This is a genomic window from Micromonospora sp. NPDC005173, from assembly GCF_040608515.1.
Lineage (GTDB): Bacteria > Actinomycetota > Actinomycetes > Mycobacteriales > Micromonosporaceae > Micromonospora.
Map to the genome: position 1 here is coordinate 407,756 of NZ_JBEXIK010000002.1, position 14,813 is coordinate 422,568.

General features: G+C 73.8%; 10 protein-coding genes. 3 read left to right on the forward strand and 7 right to left on the reverse strand.

Annotated elements, in window-relative coordinates:
• Nucleotides 1-31: 31 nt before the first annotated feature.
• The 3 genes from ftsH to ABZV00_RS04975 form a co-directional block, all read right to left on the reverse strand.
• Nucleotides 32-2,053 carry an ATP-dependent zinc metalloprotease FtsH gene (gene ftsH, locus ABZV00_RS04965; RefSeq protein ID WP_328421249.1) on the reverse strand — a complete coding sequence of 674 codons (2,022 nt, stop codon included), beginning with the start codon at nt 2,051-2,053 and terminating at the stop codon, nt 32-34.
• Between the two features lie 473 nt (nt 2,054-2,526).
• Nucleotides 2,527-3,102: a hypoxanthine phosphoribosyltransferase gene (gene hpt / locus ABZV00_RS04970; protein ID WP_328421251.1), complete on the reverse strand. Its 576-nt coding sequence runs from the start codon at nt 3,100-3,102 to the stop codon at nt 2,527-2,529.
• A gap of 100 nt (nt 3,103-3,202) precedes the next feature.
• Nucleotides 3,203-3,352, reverse strand: coding sequence for a hypothetical protein (locus ABZV00_RS04975; RefSeq protein ID WP_328426871.1), 150 nt, complete (start codon nt 3,350-3,352; stop codon nt 3,203-3,205).
• A 138-nt stretch (nt 3,353-3,490) separates the two neighbouring features.
• Between ABZV00_RS04975 and ABZV00_RS04980 the strand changes: the two genes are divergently transcribed.
• Nucleotides 3,491-4,453: a helix-turn-helix domain-containing protein gene (locus ABZV00_RS04980; protein WP_355601921.1), complete on the forward strand. Its 963-nt coding sequence runs from the start codon at nt 3,491-3,493 to the stop codon at nt 4,451-4,453.
• Nucleotides 4,454-4,490: 37 nt separating this feature from the next.
• Here ABZV00_RS04980 and tilS read toward each other — a convergent pair whose 3' ends face one another.
• The 3 genes from tilS to dacB all read right to left on the reverse strand — a co-directional run bounded on the left by tilS (nt 4,491) and on the right by dacB (nt 8,370).
• Entirely contained in the window at nt 4,491-5,474 is a 984-nt protein-coding gene (gene tilS / locus ABZV00_RS04985; RefSeq protein WP_355601923.1) for a tRNA lysidine(34) synthetase TilS, read from the reverse strand.
• A 10-nt stretch (nt 5,475-5,484) separates the two neighbouring features.
• Entirely contained in the window at nt 5,485-6,555 is a 1,071-nt protein-coding gene (locus ABZV00_RS04990; protein WP_328421257.1) for a zinc-dependent metalloprotease, read from the reverse strand.
• 102 nt (nt 6,556-6,657) lie between these two features.
• Nucleotides 6,658-8,370 (reverse strand): D-alanyl-D-alanine carboxypeptidase/D-alanyl-D-alanine-endopeptidase, encoded by a 1,713-nt coding sequence (gene dacB / locus ABZV00_RS04995; RefSeq protein WP_355601926.1) that lies wholly within the window; start codon nt 8,368-8,370, stop codon nt 6,658-6,660.
• Between the two features lie 405 nt (nt 8,371-8,775).
• On the opposite strand from dacB, the gene ABZV00_RS05000 reads away from it, so the two are divergent.
• Nucleotides 8,776-9,282 carry an inorganic diphosphatase gene (locus tag ABZV00_RS05000; RefSeq protein ID WP_328421261.1) on the forward strand — a complete coding sequence of 169 codons (507 nt, stop codon included), beginning with the start codon at nt 8,776-8,778 and terminating at the stop codon, nt 9,280-9,282.
• A gap of 31 nt (nt 9,283-9,313) precedes the next feature.
• Here ABZV00_RS05000 and eccD read toward each other — a convergent pair whose 3' ends face one another.
• Entirely contained in the window at nt 9,314-10,717 is a 1,404-nt protein-coding gene (eccD, locus tag ABZV00_RS05005; RefSeq protein WP_355601928.1) for a type VII secretion integral membrane protein EccD, read from the reverse strand.
• A 101-nt stretch (nt 10,718-10,818) separates the two neighbouring features.
• Here eccD and eccCa point away from each other — a divergent pair, with 101 nt between their 5' ends.
• Entirely contained in the window at nt 10,819-14,808 is a 3,990-nt protein-coding gene (gene eccCa, locus ABZV00_RS05010) for a type VII secretion protein EccCa (RefSeq protein WP_355601930.1), read from the forward strand.
• Nucleotides 14,809-14,813: the final 5 nt, after the last annotated feature.

The following is a 14,813-nucleotide window of genomic DNA, read 5'->3' on the forward strand; positions in this document are numbered from 1 at the left end:
CTTTTCGGGGAGCTGGCCGTCGAGTCGCTGCTCAGTGCGTACCGTCCGAGTTGTTCGACCCGGCGGAACCGCCGCCGACCGCCGCCTGCGCGCCGTCGGCCTGGGCCTGCGCCTTGAGCGCGTCCTTCTCCGCCGGGGTGAGCACGGGCGGCTCGGTGGAGGGCTGGCGCTTGCCGAAGCCGTTGTACGGCGCCAGCGGCGGGCGCTTGACCACCCGCGAGCAGATCCGGGCCATGTCGGCGGTGGAGAGGGTTTCCTTCTCGATCAGCTCGAGCACGATGCTGTCCAGGACGTCCCGGTACTCGACCAGAATCTCCCAGGCCTCGTCGTGCGCCAGCTCGACCAGCGCCCGCATCTCGCCGTCGATCTCGGCGGCCACCGAATCCGAGTAGTCCCGCTCGTGGCCCATGTTGCGGCCGAGGAACGGCTCGTCACCGCTGGTGCCGTACTTGATCGCACCGAGCTTGGAGCTCATGCCGTACTGGGTGATCATCGCGCGGGCCAGTTGGGTGGCCTTCTCGATGTCGTTGCCAGCACCGGTGGTCGGCTCGTGGAAGACCAGCTCCTCGGCGGCCCGACCGCCCAGCGCGTACGCCAGGGTGTCGATCATCTCGGCGCGGGTCTGGGTGTACTTGTCCTCGGTGGGGAGCACCAGGGTGTGGCCCAGCGAGCGGCCACGGGACAGGATCGTCACCTTGTGCACCGGCGCGGCGTGCGGCAGCGCCCAGGCGACCAGCGCGTGGCCACCCTCGTGGTACGCGGTGATCTTCTTTTCCTGGTCGCTCATCACCCGGGTCCGCCGCTGCGGACCCGCGATCACGCGGTCGATCGACTCTTCGAGCGAGTCGTTGCTGATCGCCCGCTGGTCCTTGCGGGCGGTGAGCAGGGCCGACTCGTTGATCACGTTGGCCAGGTCGGCGCCGCTGAAGCCCGGGGTACGCCGTGCCACCGAGTCGAGGTCGACGTCGGGGGTGAACGGCTTGCCCTTGGCGTGCACCCGCAGGATGGCCTTGCGGCCCTCCATGTCGGGGGCGTCCACCGGGATCTGCCGGTCGAACCGGCCCGGGCGCAGCAGCGCCGGGTCGAGGATGTCCGGCCGGTTGGTGGCCGCGATCAGGATGACCCCGCCCTTGGTGTCGAAGCCGTCCATCTCGACGAGCAGCTGGTTGAGCGTCTGCTCGCGCTCGTCGTGACCGCCGCCCATGCCGGCACCACGGTGTCGGCCGACGGCGTCGATCTCGTCGACGAAGACGATCGCCGGGGCGTTCGCCTTGGCCTGCTCGAACAGGTCACGGACCCGGCTGGCGCCGACACCGACGAACATCTCGACGAAGTCGGAGCCGGAGATGGAGTAGAACGGCACCCCGGCCTCGCCGGCGACCGCGCGGGCCAGCAGCGTCTTGCCGGTACCGGGCGGGCCGAACAGCAGCACGCCCTTCGGGATCTTGGCACCCAGGGCCTGGTACTTCGCCGGGTTCTGCAGGAAGTCCTTGATCTCGTGCAGCTCCTCGACGGCCTCCTCGGCACCCGCGACGTCCGCGAAGGTCGTCTTCGGAGTGTCCTTGGTGATCATCTTCGCCTTGGACTTGCCGAAGTTGAGCACCCGGGAGCCGCCGCCCTGCATCTGCGACATGAAGAACAGCAGCAGGAGCACGAGCAGCGCGATCGGCAGCAGGTTGACCAGCAGGCTCACCCAGATGCTGTCCGACGAGACCTTGGCGTCGGCCGGGCCGGTGACCCGGTTGGCCGCCTTGGCGTCCAGCACCTCGTTCCAGACCTCGTCACCCACCTGGTACGGGAACTGGGCCTCGATCTTGTTGGTGTTGGTCTCGCCGAACTTCGTCTTCTGGGCCAGGTCGAGCTGGAGCGTCTGCTCCTTGTCCTGGAAGACAACTTTATTGATCTTGGCGGTGTGGAGCTGGTCGAGCGCAACGGAAGTGTCCACGCGGTGGTAGCTGGGACCAGCGGTGAACAGCTGACTGAGCACAACGGCGCCGAGGATGACCAGGATGATCCAGACCACCGGTCGGCGGAAGAAACGCGTACGTTCCATACTGTTGTCGAGCGCCGGGGCGCCCGCATCCTCCTGATCGACGTCCTGACCGTCTGATGGTGTCGCCGCGATGAGCGGCGGCCGGAGCCGCCGTGCGGGCCGGCCTCGACCCCGAAGCGCGAAAACTGCCGCGCCGCGGTCATTCGACGGTACACCGTGTACGCGAGGGATGAGCTTGCGAGCCCCGCACTCGGCGCACGTTCGCCATCGACGGCGCGCACCGTGGGCAGGCTCGCCAGCCCCGCACCGAAACGTACGGCGGGTCCGGGCAGAAGCCGGCGTGGCGGAGAGTCCTGCCCGGCCACCCGAACGCCCGGTCACGCGGTCGAGGGGGCCGGGCGCGAAGTAACCTCCGCGCCACCGGGCTCCACGGTAACCGGAAGAGCTGAGAGTGCGCTGAACGTCGGCTTGACGAATGCCGATGCGAGTTGGCCTCACACCGCCCCGCGGTGAGGGCTGGGGCCGGGCCGGCGTCAGGTCCGGGCGTAAACCTCGGGCTTGAGCACCCCGACGTACGGCAGCTCCCGGTAGCGCTCGTCGAAGTCCAGGCCGTACCCGACCACGAACTCGGTCGGGATGTCGAAGCCGACGTACTTCACCGGGACCGGCACCTTGACCGCGTCCGGCTTGCGGAACAGCGCGACCACCTCGACGCTCGCCGCCGAGCGGGACTCCAGGTAGCGCAGCAGCCAGGAGAGCGTCAGCCCGGAGTCGACGATGTCCTCGACGACCACCACGTGCCGGCCGGCGATGTCCCGGTCCAGGTCCTTGAGGATGCGGACCACCCCGGAGGAGGTGGTGCCCTGGCCGTAGGAGGAGATGGCCATGAAGTCGAGCTCGGCCGGGGGCCCGTTGCGGCCCAGCGCCCGGGAGAAGTCCGCCATGAACATCACCGCGCCCTTGAGCACGCACACCAGCAGCAGCCCGTTGTCCACGTGGGCGTAGTCGGCGGAGACCTGCTTGGCCAGCTCCGCCGTCTTCTCGCGGATCTGCGCCTCGGAGATGATCACGTGGTCGATGTCGGCGTCGTACCAGGAGCCGTCAGCCATGACTCCTAGCCTGCCGTACGTCGGATGGCCTCCGTCGGCGGGGCCGCACCTTTTGGCGCGGTCCCGCCCGGGATTTTCGCCGCAAAAACCACTAAACACATCAGCTGGTACGCGACTGCCAGCGGCGGCCGTCGTCGCTCGGCTTCCAGTCGGCCGAATCGCGGCTGTCGGTGGTGAGGCCGGCCGCCGAGGCGGCGACGAGCAGGACGAGGAACAGGAGGAAGAGCAGGAACTCCATGGCGGCGCTCACTTTCGCATGGTTGCTGTCGGTTTCGCCGCCGGTGCGCACCGGACTGAGACCAGTCTGCGACGACTCGCGCCGACCGGACAGTGGCAGCGATGCCACTGGGCATCGATTTACTGCCACCTGTCGGGTTACCCTCGTCACATGCTTCGCTCCGTCGCCGTCCTCGCCCTCGACCAGGTCGCCCCCTTCGAGCTCGGCGTGCTCGCCGAGGTGTTCGGCACCGACCGGACGGCCGACGGTTTCCCCGGCTACCGCTTCCACGTGTGCAGCCCGGACGGCGCGCCGGTACGCACCTCGTCCGGCTTCCACCTCACCCCGCACGCCGATCTCGGCCCGGTGGAGGACGCCGATCTGGTGGCCGTACCCGCGCACAGCCAGGGCACCACCGTCCCGGGCCCGGTGCTCGACGCGCTACGCCGGGCCGACGCGCGCGGCGCGCACCTGTTCAGCGTCTGCTCGGGCGCCTTCCTGCTCGGCGCGGCCGGGCTGCTGGACGACCGGGAGTGCACCACCCACTGGCGGTACGTGGACGAGCTGCAACGGCGACACCCCCGCGCCCGGGTGCGCTGCAACTCCCTCTACGTCCAGGACGGTCGGCTGCTCACCAGCGCCGGCACCGCGGCCGGCATCGACGCCTGCCTGCACCTGATCCGCCAGGAGCACGACTCGGCCACCGCCACCCGGCTGGCCCGGCGGATGGTGGTCCCGCCGCATCGCGACGGCGGCCAGTCGCAGTACATCGAGGCGCCCATCCCGAAGGCGCCCGAGGCGCCCACCCTGGAGCCGGTGCTGGAGTGGCTGATGGGGCACCTGGACCGGACGATCACGGTGGACGAGCTGGCCGCCAGGGCCGGCATGTCGCCACGTACGTTCGCCCGCCGGTTCCGCGCGGAGACCGGCACCACCCCGCACGACTGGCTCACCAACCAACGGGTGCTGCTCGCCCGGCGGCTGCTGGAGGAGACGCCGCTGAGCGTGGAGGCGGTCGCCGACCAGGCCGGCTTCAGCGACGCGGCGGCGCTGCGCCACCACTTCAGTCGCCGGGTCGGCGCCACCCCGCACGGCTACCGGACCACCTTCCGGGACCGGGCGCACAGCGGCTGAGACCGGCCAGGCCAGGCTCCGGGCCGCCGCACCGCCCTCAGCCGGGGGTGAGCCGGTCGTCGCGGCGGAGCACCCGGACGCCACCGGGCAGGTCGGCTGGACCCTGACCGTGCCACTCGGTGACCAGGGCATCCAGCGCGGCGACGTGTCCGTACGACAGGGCACCCGGCGATGCGCCCAGCTCACGCGCCCAGGCGTGCAGCACCCGGCCGCGTACCGCGGGTGTCAGGCCGACCAGCTCCGGCACCAGCAGCCCGCCCCCGGGATGCCGGGCCGCCGCCAGTGCCGTCTCCGCCAACTCGTCCAGTGCGGCGTTGTCGGACGCCACCAGCCGGGCGGTACGCGCCAGGTTGTCCAGCACCCCCGGCCCGAGCGCCCGCACTAGCGCCGGCAGCACGTCGGCCCGTACCCGGGACCGGGCGTACGACGGGTCGGTGTTGTGCGGGTCCTCCCACGCGCTGAGCCCGAGCACGGCGCACGCGGCGCGCGTCTGGTCCCGGCCGACCATCAGCAGTGGGCGCAGCAGTGGCACCCCGGCCAACTCGCGCCGGGCGGGCATCCCGGCCAGCCCGCGCGGCCCCGCCCCCCGGGCGAGTGCGAGCAGCACGGTCTCCGCCTGGTCGTCGCGGGTGTGCCCGGTCAGAATCGCGGCAGCGCCGTGCTGCCGGGCCACCTCGGTCAACGCCTGGTAGCGGGCCTCCCGCGCAGCGGCCTCGGGCCCGCCCACGCGCCCGGCCACCTCCACCCGGACCACCGCCACCGGCGCGAACCCGGCCTCCCGTGCCCAGGCGGCCACCGCCTCGGCACGCTGCGCCGAGCCAGCCTGCAGGCCGTGGTCGACGGTCACCAGACCGGCGGGGCGGCCCAGCCGGGGCGCCACGAACACGGTGGCCGCCGCCAGGGCGAGTGAGTCGGCGCCGCCGGAACAGGCGACCAGCACCGGCCCGCCGGACGACAGGCCGGTCAGCGCGCGGCGGACCGCCACCCGGATCGCGGCCACCGGCGGGGCGAGCGCGGCCACCGGCGGACGGTCAGCCGGCGGCCGGGACGGTGCCGGCCGGACCGTGCACGCGGGTCACCCAGGCGTCCGGGTCGGCAAGCTCCGACAACCGGGGCAGGGTGAGCGGAGAGTTGAAGATCGAGTTGAACCCGGGCATGCCGACGCGCTCGACCACGCCGTGCACGAACTTGCGCCCCTCGGCGTACTGGCGCATCTTGACGTCCACCCCGAGCAGCCGGCGGATCGCCTTCTCCAACGGATTGCCCGCCTCGCGGCGCCGGTTGAACGACGCCCGGATCCGCTCCACGCTCGGGATCACGCGCGGCCCGACGCCGTCCATGACGAACTCGGCGTGCCCCTCCAGCAGGGTCATCAGCGCGGTGAGCCGGTCCAGCACGGCCCGCTGTGCCGGGGTCTGCACGATGTCCAGGACGCTGGTCCGGCTCTCCGGGTCGCGGACCGCGTCGGACAGGGTGGCCACCCCGCGCCGCAGCCGCTCGATCAGGTGCTCGCCACCGCTGGACGAGGCGTCCACGAACGCCTGCACCTCGCTCAGGAAGTACGCGCGCATCCACGGCACCGCGGTGAACTGGGTCCGGTGGGTGACCTCGTGCAGGCAGACCCAGAGCCGGAAGTCCCGCGGGTCAGCGCCGAGCTTCCGCTCCACCTCGACGATGTTCGGGGCGACCAGCAACAGTTGGCCCGGGTCGGCGGAGAAGACCTCGTACTGGCCGAGCACCCGGCCGGAGAGGTACGCCAGCACGGTGCCGGCCTGCACGCCGGTCAGCCGGGACCCGATCGCCTCGGTCAGGGCACCGGGCTGCTTGTCGCCGGAGAGCCGGTTGACCAGCGGAGTGATCACCTCGCGCAGCCCGGCGATGTTGGCGGCGGCCCAGTCCCGGCGATCGACCACCCGGACCGGCGGGTGCGACACCTGCGCCCGCAACCCCGTGTAGTCGGCCACGTGCCCGGCCGCCTCGTCGGTCAGCCGACGCAGGTCGCCGACCACGTCGGTGGCCTCGGCGTACGACACCCGAGGGCCCGACTTGCTCAAGGCCCCCGCGGTGGCGGCGGCCAGATCCCAGTCCACGAACTGCGCCATGGACCCACCGTACCCGCGCCGCGACACCCCGGCCCGGGCTCGCGGCGGCGGTCGACGGCGGTCGCGGCTCCACCGCCGGGCGAGAACGCGGGCCGGCGGCGGTCAGTGACAGCCGCAGCCGGCCAGCGCGGCGGCGATCCGGTCCAGCGCCGGTTGGGCGGTGTCCGTGCCACCCGGCACCTTGTCGGTGAGCACAGCGAAGGTGAGCAGTCGGCCGTCGGCCGTGGTGACCAGGCCCGCGATGGCGTGCACGCCGGTCAGCGTGCCGGTCTTGGCCCGCACGGCGCCCGCCCCTCCGGCGGTGCCGGGGGCCCCGCGATAGCGGTCGCCCAGGGTGCCGGACCAGCCGCCCACCGGGAGGCCGCCGAAGATGCCGGCCAGCTCCGGATGGTCCGGGCTGGCTGCCAGGCGGATCAGGTCGGTCAGCAGTGACGGGCTGATCCGGTTGCGGCGGGACAACCCGCTGCCGTCGGACAGGGTGATCTCGTCGGCGGGCAGGCCCAGCTCAGCCACCACTGCGTCCATCGCGGCGGCGGCACCATCGAACGAAGCCGGCTGGTTGCGGGCCAGCGCGACCTGGCGGGCCAGCGCCTCGGCCAGCAGGTTGTCGCTCTCGCTGATCATGATGTCGACCAGCCGGATCAGCGGCGGGGACTGCACCACGCCCAGCTCGGTCCCAGGAGCCGGAGTGCCACCGGTGGCGGCCTGGGCCGGGGCAGTCCCTTGCTTGACGGCGCTGGCCGGTACGCCGAGCAGCCGGGCGAACGACCGACCGGCCGCCAGGTCCGGCTCAGCGACCCGCTCGGCGCCGCCGCTGTCGGCGCCCGGGTCCTTGCGCGCGCCATCGGTCATCAGCGCGGTCATCGCTCCGCCGTACCCGCCGGTGGGGATGTCGTCGTCCCAGCCCGGCCCGTAGACCGGGCCGGAGTAGACCGAGCCGTCGACGATGACGCTGGTCGGTGCGACACCGCCGAGCGCGGTGCGCACCTGGGCGGCCAGGTCGTCGAGGCGCGCCGCACCCGGGTAGTAACCCTTCTTGTCGACCGCGAGGGTGGGGTCGCCACCACCGACGATCACCACCTCGCCGGGCTTCGCGCCGGCAACCGCCCGGGTGGGGATCCGGTACGCGGGCCCGCGGGCGGCCAGCACCGTCACCCCGGTCGCCAACTTGGTCACCGAGGCGGGCACGGTGCCGTCGTCCGCCCCCTTGGCGAACAGCGTCTGACCGGAGGTCACGTCGGCAACCGACACGTTCACCCGGTCGCCCAGGGCGTCGGCCCCGATCAGCGGGTCCAGCGCGGCTCGTACCCCGTCGGGGGTGGGCAGCGCGGCGTTCGGGTCCGGTCCGGCAAGCACGTCCGACGGGTCGGGCTCCGGGGTCGCGCCGGCGGCGGCCGGGGCGGGCTCGGTGTCGTCGCCCAGCCAGCCGGCGACCGGGCCGGGCCGGGCCACGAAAACCCCGACGCCGGCGAGCACCAGCAGCAGCACCAGGGCCAGCACCACCGGGAGCCGCCGACGGCGCGGCGCGGCGGGAGCGGGCTGCGGTGCGGCGGGCGGTTCGGCGCCGGCCGGCGCTGGCAGCGCAGAGATCGGCGGTCCCAGCGGTGGGACGCCGGTGGGGAGCGGGGCCGTCGGGCCGGACGCCGTGCCACGCGGGACCGCGCTGGTCGGGATGGGGACGGTCGGGCCGTCGCCGGACGGCGGGCCGCCCGGCGCCGGGCTGGTCGGGACACCGGCTCGCCCACTCGCCGGGGCGCTGCCGCCCGGCGCCGGGCTGGTCGGGACACCGGCTCGCCCACTCGCCGGGGCGCTCATGGGCCGGTTGCCGCCGAGGACCGGGAAGCGACCGGTGTTCGGACCGGCGGGAGCCGACCCTGCGGGCGGACGCCAGGGCAGTGGCGGGGGACGTTCGGGCACCGTCTCCGGCGCCGGGGTCGACGGCTCGGGCGCCCGAGGGAGGTGGGCGTCGGGCACCGGGACCCGACCGGTGGCGCCACCGGAGCCGGATCGTCCGGTACCGCGCGCGTCGCCCCCGTCCGGGCGGTAGTGTGAATCTTCCCTCCCCACGACCCCCTCCTCCCCCAGCGAAAATTGGCTTGGGTGACACTACTTCGGTCCGAAGACTATGCGGCAGCCGGAGCCGGCGGGTGGGCATTCACCTGTCCGGGGGGCCGCCAGTGGTTTCCGTTAGCCAGCGTGGGCAGACGAGGGAGCGTGCAGATGGATTTCGACGTGACGGTTGAGATCCCCAAAGGTCACCGGAACAAGTACGAGGTGGACCACGCGACCGGCCGGATCCGGCTGGACCGCACCCTCTTCACGTCCACCCAGTACCCGGCCGACTACGGGTTCATCGAGGGCACGCTGGGCGAGGACGGCGACCCGCTCGACGCTCTCGTGCTGGTGCCCGAGCCGACCTTCCCGGGCTGCCTGATCCGCTGCCGCACCATCGGCATGTTCCGGATGACGGACGAAAAGGGCGGCGACGACAAGGTGCTCTGCGTGCCCTACGAGGACCCGCGCCAGGAGCACCTCCGCGACATCCACCACCTGGGCGAGTTCGACCGGCTGGAGATCCAGCACTTCTTCGAGGTGTACAAGGACCTGGAGCCCGGCAAGTCGGTGGAGGGCGCGACCTGGGTCGGCCGCACCGAGGCCGAGGCCGAGATCCACGCCTCCTACCAGCGGGCCAGGGACGCCGAGGCACGCGGCGAAGCCGCCCACTGACGATCGCTGACATGCCGGGCCCGGGAGCCGCTCAACCGAGCAGCCCCCGGGCCCGGTCGTACAGGTCGAGCACCGCGCAGGCGACCGGCACCACGGCGACCACCAGCGCCGTGTCGGTGAGGTCGGCGACCCTGCCCACGTACGGCGAGACCGGCCGGCGGGCGTACCCGGTGCCGGCCGCGACGGCCACCAGGGCCAGCGCCGCCCCACCGAGGACCAGCGCCAGCCGCCCGGCGTCGTCGGCCCGGCCGACCAGCACCGCTCCCAGGATCGCGTAACCGGCCAGCCCGGCGAGCACCGGCGGCACCCGGTGCCGCAGCGCCACGAACAGCCGTGACCGCAGCAGCAGCACGGCCGAGACGACCGCCACCAGCACCCGTGCGGCCGTCCCGCCTGCCACCCCGAGCACCGCCGCCGTGGCGACCGCCAGCAGGGCGTGCCCGAGCAGCATCCCGGTGAGCATCTCCTCGGTGCGGGTCACCGCCGCCTGCACCCGGCCCCGGTCCGGCAGGTCCCGGGCCTGCTCCGGCTCCGCAGTGGGGGCCGTGGCCGGCAGGGTGATCGGCGGCAACGGCAGCTTGCCCAACCGGATGGCCAGCAGCGGGATCACCCCGACGGCGAACACCAGCGCGCTGAGCAGCACCGCGGCCGTGCCGGCCGGGGTCAGCACCAGCCCGCCGAGCGCCGCACCCACACCGATCAGGCCGACCGTGACACCGGCCACGAAGACCCGCAGCCGGCTGGCCACGCCGAGCAGCCCGAGCAACGCGACCAGCAGCAGCGCGACCGAGCCGGCCAGCAGCTCGGGGGCGCCCACCCAGCGCGCCGGGCCGAGCGGCCCGACCGGATCGCCCGAGCCGACCGCGAGGGCGCCAGCCACGAACGCGTACGGCAGGGCGTAGCCACCGAGCGTCGCCCCGGCGGTGCCGTCGCCGTTGGCGCGGGACGCGACCGTGCCAGCCACGGTCAGCAGCAGCGCCACCACGGCCGCCGCCAGCCAGCCCACCCGGTGCGCCGGGCCGCCGGTGAGCAGGGCGAGCAGCCCGACGGCGAGCGGGACCGCGGCGCCGGCCAGGCCGGCCGCACGGATGGCCGCGGGCGACCAGGCCCCGCCGCGGCGACGGGCGCCGTCGGCGATCGCCTCCACCACGTCGTCGTACTCCAGCTCGGGCCAGTGGGCGCGGGCCGGCACCAGGTGTAGCACCTCACCGTCGCGGACCCCCTGCGGCAGCAGCGCCTGGGCGGTCGCCAGCAGTGCTCCGTCCGTGCGGCGCAGCACCCAGCCGCCGTGCCGCTCGCCGTCGTCGGCAAGCCCCTCACCGGCGTGCCGGAGCACGTCGGGCAGCAGCTCGGCGAGGGGTACCTGCTCCGGCAGGGCAACGTCCACCCGCCGTTGCGGCGCGCTGATGGTGACGCGGGCCAGCCCGGTTGTCATCGACTGGTCTCCATATCGAGGGGGATCGGAGGCTGCGCGGACGACAGGACTTTACCTACCATGAGCCAGGCTCGGGTTACCCAGCGCTGTCAGGAGGCCGAGTGTCCACCGTCGTCATCAAGCGCCCGCCCCGCCGGCCGGCACCGGAGATCCCCGCCGGCGAACTGCCGGTCGAGGCCCCACCGGAGATCCCCGCGGTGACCGGCGGGCGCTGGCAGCAGATGCTCATGCTGCTGCCCATGCTCGGCGGCACGGTGGCGATGGCGATGATGTTCGGCCGGGGCGGCGGCGCCTACTCGTACGTGGTGGGCGGGATGTTCGGGCTCTCCTCGTTGGCGATGCTGGTGACCTCCTGGGGCAGCGCCTCGGGCACGCCGAAGAAGTCCGAGATGATGGCCGCCCGCCGGGAGTACCTGCGCCACCTGGCCACGCTACGTCGACGGGTCCGGCAGACCGCCGGGCAGCAGCGGGCCGGGCTCTACTACCGACACCCCGACCCGGGCCGGTTGTGGTCGACGGTGGACAGCCACCGGGTCTGGGAGCGGCGCCCCGCCGACCCGGACTTCGCGGTGGTACGGGTCGCCGTCGGGCCGCAGACGCTGGCCACCCCGCTCGTTCCTCCGGTCACCCGGCCGCTGGAGGAGCTGGAGCCGATGACAGCCGGAGCGCTGCGCCGCTTCCTGGACGCGTACTCCGTGGTGCCGGACCTGCCGGTGGCGCTGTCACTGCGCAGCTTCGCTCGGGTGCACGTGCGGACCGCCGGCCGCACCGGCGGTGGCACCGGCCCGACCACCGGCGGGCCACCCACCGGCGACCCGGCGGCGCAGGCGCTGGTCCGGGCCGTGCTGACCCAGCTGGCCGTCTTCCACGCCCCCGACGAGCTGCTGGTCGCCATCTGCGCCGGGCCGGAACGCCGGGCCGGCTGGGAGTGGGTGAAGTGGCTCCCGCACGCCCACCATCCCGGCCGCACCGACGCGCTCGGCCCGGTACGGCTGGTCACCAGCTCCGCCGCCGAGCTGGAACGGCTGCTGAGCGACGTGCTGGCAAGCCGGTCCCGGTTCAGTCCGGCCGGCCCGGCCACCGACGGGCCGCACGTGGTGGTGGTGCTCGACGGCGGCGACCTCACCGGTGCCACCGACCTGACCGGCGACGGCGGCATCGACGCGGTCACCGTCCTGGACCTGGACACTCCACCGCCGCGCCTGCTCGACCGGTACGCGCTGCTGCTGGAGCTGCGCGGCCGGCGGCTGCACTCCTGGTCGGCCGAGGGGCATGCCGAGGTGGGCAGCGCCGACCAGCTCGACCCCGCCGACGCCGAGGCGGTCGCCCGACGGTTGGCGCCGCTGCGGCTGGCCGGCGCGGCTCGCGGCCCGGACGCCCCGCTCCAGGCCGAGCTGGGCCTGCCCGAGCTGCTCGGCCTCGGTGACCCGGAGAGCTTCACCGCCGAGCAGGGTTGGGCGCCGCGCTCGGCGCGGGACCGGCTGCGGGTGCCGATCGGGGTGGGCGCCGACGGTGGGGCCATCGAGCTGGACCTCAAGGAATCCGCCCAGGACGGGATGGGTCCGCACGGCCTGCTCATCGGGGCCACCGGCTCGGGCAAGTCCGAGCTGCTCCGCACGCTGGTGCTGGGGCTGGCCGCCACGCACAGCTCCGAGCAGCTCAACTTCGTACTGGTCGACTTCAAGGGCGGCGCCACCTTCGCCTCGTTCGACCGGCTGCCACACACCGCCGCCGTGATCACCAACCTGGCCGACGCGCTGCCCCTGGTCGACCGGATGGTGGACGCGATCAACGGGGAGTTGGTCCGCCGGCAGGAGCTGCTGCGCCGGGCCGGCAACTTCGCCAGCGTGCGCGACTACGAGCGGGCCCGGGCGGCCGGCAGCCCGCTGGCCCCGCTGCCGTCGCTGCTGCTGATCTGCGACGAGTTCTCCGAGCTGCTCTCCGCCAAGCCCGACTTCATCGACCTGTTCGTGCAGATCGGCCGGCTCGGCCGGTCCCTCGGCGTGCACCTGCTGCTGGCCAGCCAGCGCCTGGAGGAGGGGCGGCTACGGGGGCTGGACACCCACCTGTCGTACCGGATCGGGCTGCGCACCTTCTCCGCGTTGGAGTCGCGCACCGTGCTCGGGGTGCCGGACGCGCACGAACTGCCCCGCTCACCGGGCCACGGCTACCTGCGTGCCGGCACCGACCCGCTGGCCCGGTTCAAGGCCGCGTACGTCTCCGGGGCGATCCACCGCCGAGCCGCGACAGCCGGTGTGACCGCCGGCGGCGGTGCCCGCCTGCTCACCTTCACCACCCACGTCGTGCCCGTGCCCGAGCCGGCCACGCCGGCCCTGCCCGTCGTGGCCGAGGAGGACGGCGGCCGGGAGACCCTGCTCGACCTGCTGGTCGACCGGCTCGTCGGGCAGGGACCGCCCGCACATCAGGTCTGGCTCCCGCCGCTCGGCCAGCCGCCCGCACTGGACGAGTTGCTCGGCCCGGTCGAGGTCGACCCGGCGCGCGGGCTCACCGTGGGCAACCCCGAGCTGCACGGCGCGCTCGGGGTGCCGGTGGCCGTGGTGGACAAGCCGCTGGAGCAGCGCCGCGACCTGCTCTGGCTGGCGCTGGACGGCGCGGCCGGGCACGTGGCGGTGGTGGGTGCGCCGCAGAGCGGCAAGTCGACCGCGCTGCGCACGCTGATCTGCGCGCTGGCGCTCACCCACACCCCGGCCGAGGTGCAGGTCTACTGCCTCGACTTCGGCGGCGGCGGCTTGGCCGCGCTGCGCGACCTGCCGCACGTGGGTGGGGTGACCGGCCGTGCCGACCCGACCGCTGTGCGGCGCACCGTCGGCGAGATGACCACCCTGCTGGCCGAGCGGGAACGCCGCTTCAATGAGCTGGGCGTGGAGTCGATGGCCGCGTACCGGCAGCGCCGGGCCGCGGCGGGGACGGCCAACCAGCCGGGCGCCGACCCGTTCGGCGACGTGTTCCTGGTGATCGACGGCTGGAGCACCGTCCGCGGTGAGTACGACGACCTGGAGCCGCTGGTCACCGACCTGGCCACCCGGGGCCTGTCGTACGGGCTGCACGTGGTCGCCACGGCGCTGCGCTGGCTGGACTTCCGCCCGGCGATCCGGGATCTGTTCGGTTCCCGGCTGGAGCTGCGCCTCGGCGACCCCGCCGACTCGCTGGTGGCCCGGCGGGCGGCCGCGAACGTGCCGGAGCGCTCCGGTCGGGGGGTGACCGCGGAGAGCCTGCACTTCCTCACCGCGCTGCCTCAGCTCGCCGCCGCCAGCGGGGACACCGCCGACCTGGTCAAACGAGTCGCCGGCAGTTGGGCGGGTCCCCCGGCGCCCCGGGTCCGGCTGCTACCGCCGGTGTTGCCGTACGCCGACCTGGACCTCGCCGCGACGACCGGGCTGCGGCTGCCGATCGGGATCGCCGAGGCGGACCTGCGCCCGGTGGTGCTCGACTTCGCCACCGAGTCACATTTCGTGGTCTTCGGGGACGCGGAGTGCGGCAAGTCGTCGTTCCTGCGCGCGCTGGCCACCTCGATCATCACCCGGTTCACCCCGGAGCAGGCCCGGGTGATCCTGGTCGACTACCGACGCAGCCTGCTCGGCGCCATCGAGACGCCGCACCTGATCGGTTACGGCACCGCCGCGGCGCACACCGCCGACCTGGTCGAGTCGGCCGCCGGCTACCTGGAGCGGCGTGCCCCCGGGCCGGAGGTCACCCCGCAGCAGCTGCGTGACCGGTCCTGGTGGTCCGGACCGGAGCTGTTCGTGCTGGTGGACGACTACGACCTGGTGGCGGCCGGGCCGGCGAACCCGTTGCGGGCACTGGAGGAGCACCTGCCGCACGCCCGCGACGTCGGGCTGCACCTGGTGCTTGCCCGCCGCTCCGGCGGAGCGGGCCGGGCCCAGTACGAGCCGATCGTGCAGCGGCTGCGGGAGCTTTCCACCGCCGGTCTGGTGATGGCGGGCAGCCCCGAGGAGGGCGCACTTGTCGGGCCGGTCCGGCCCGGGCCGCTGCCACCTGGTCGTGGTCGGTTGGTCACCCGGCGGGAGGGAGTACGCCTCGTCCAGCTCGCCCAGCTGCCGCCGCCGTGACCCTT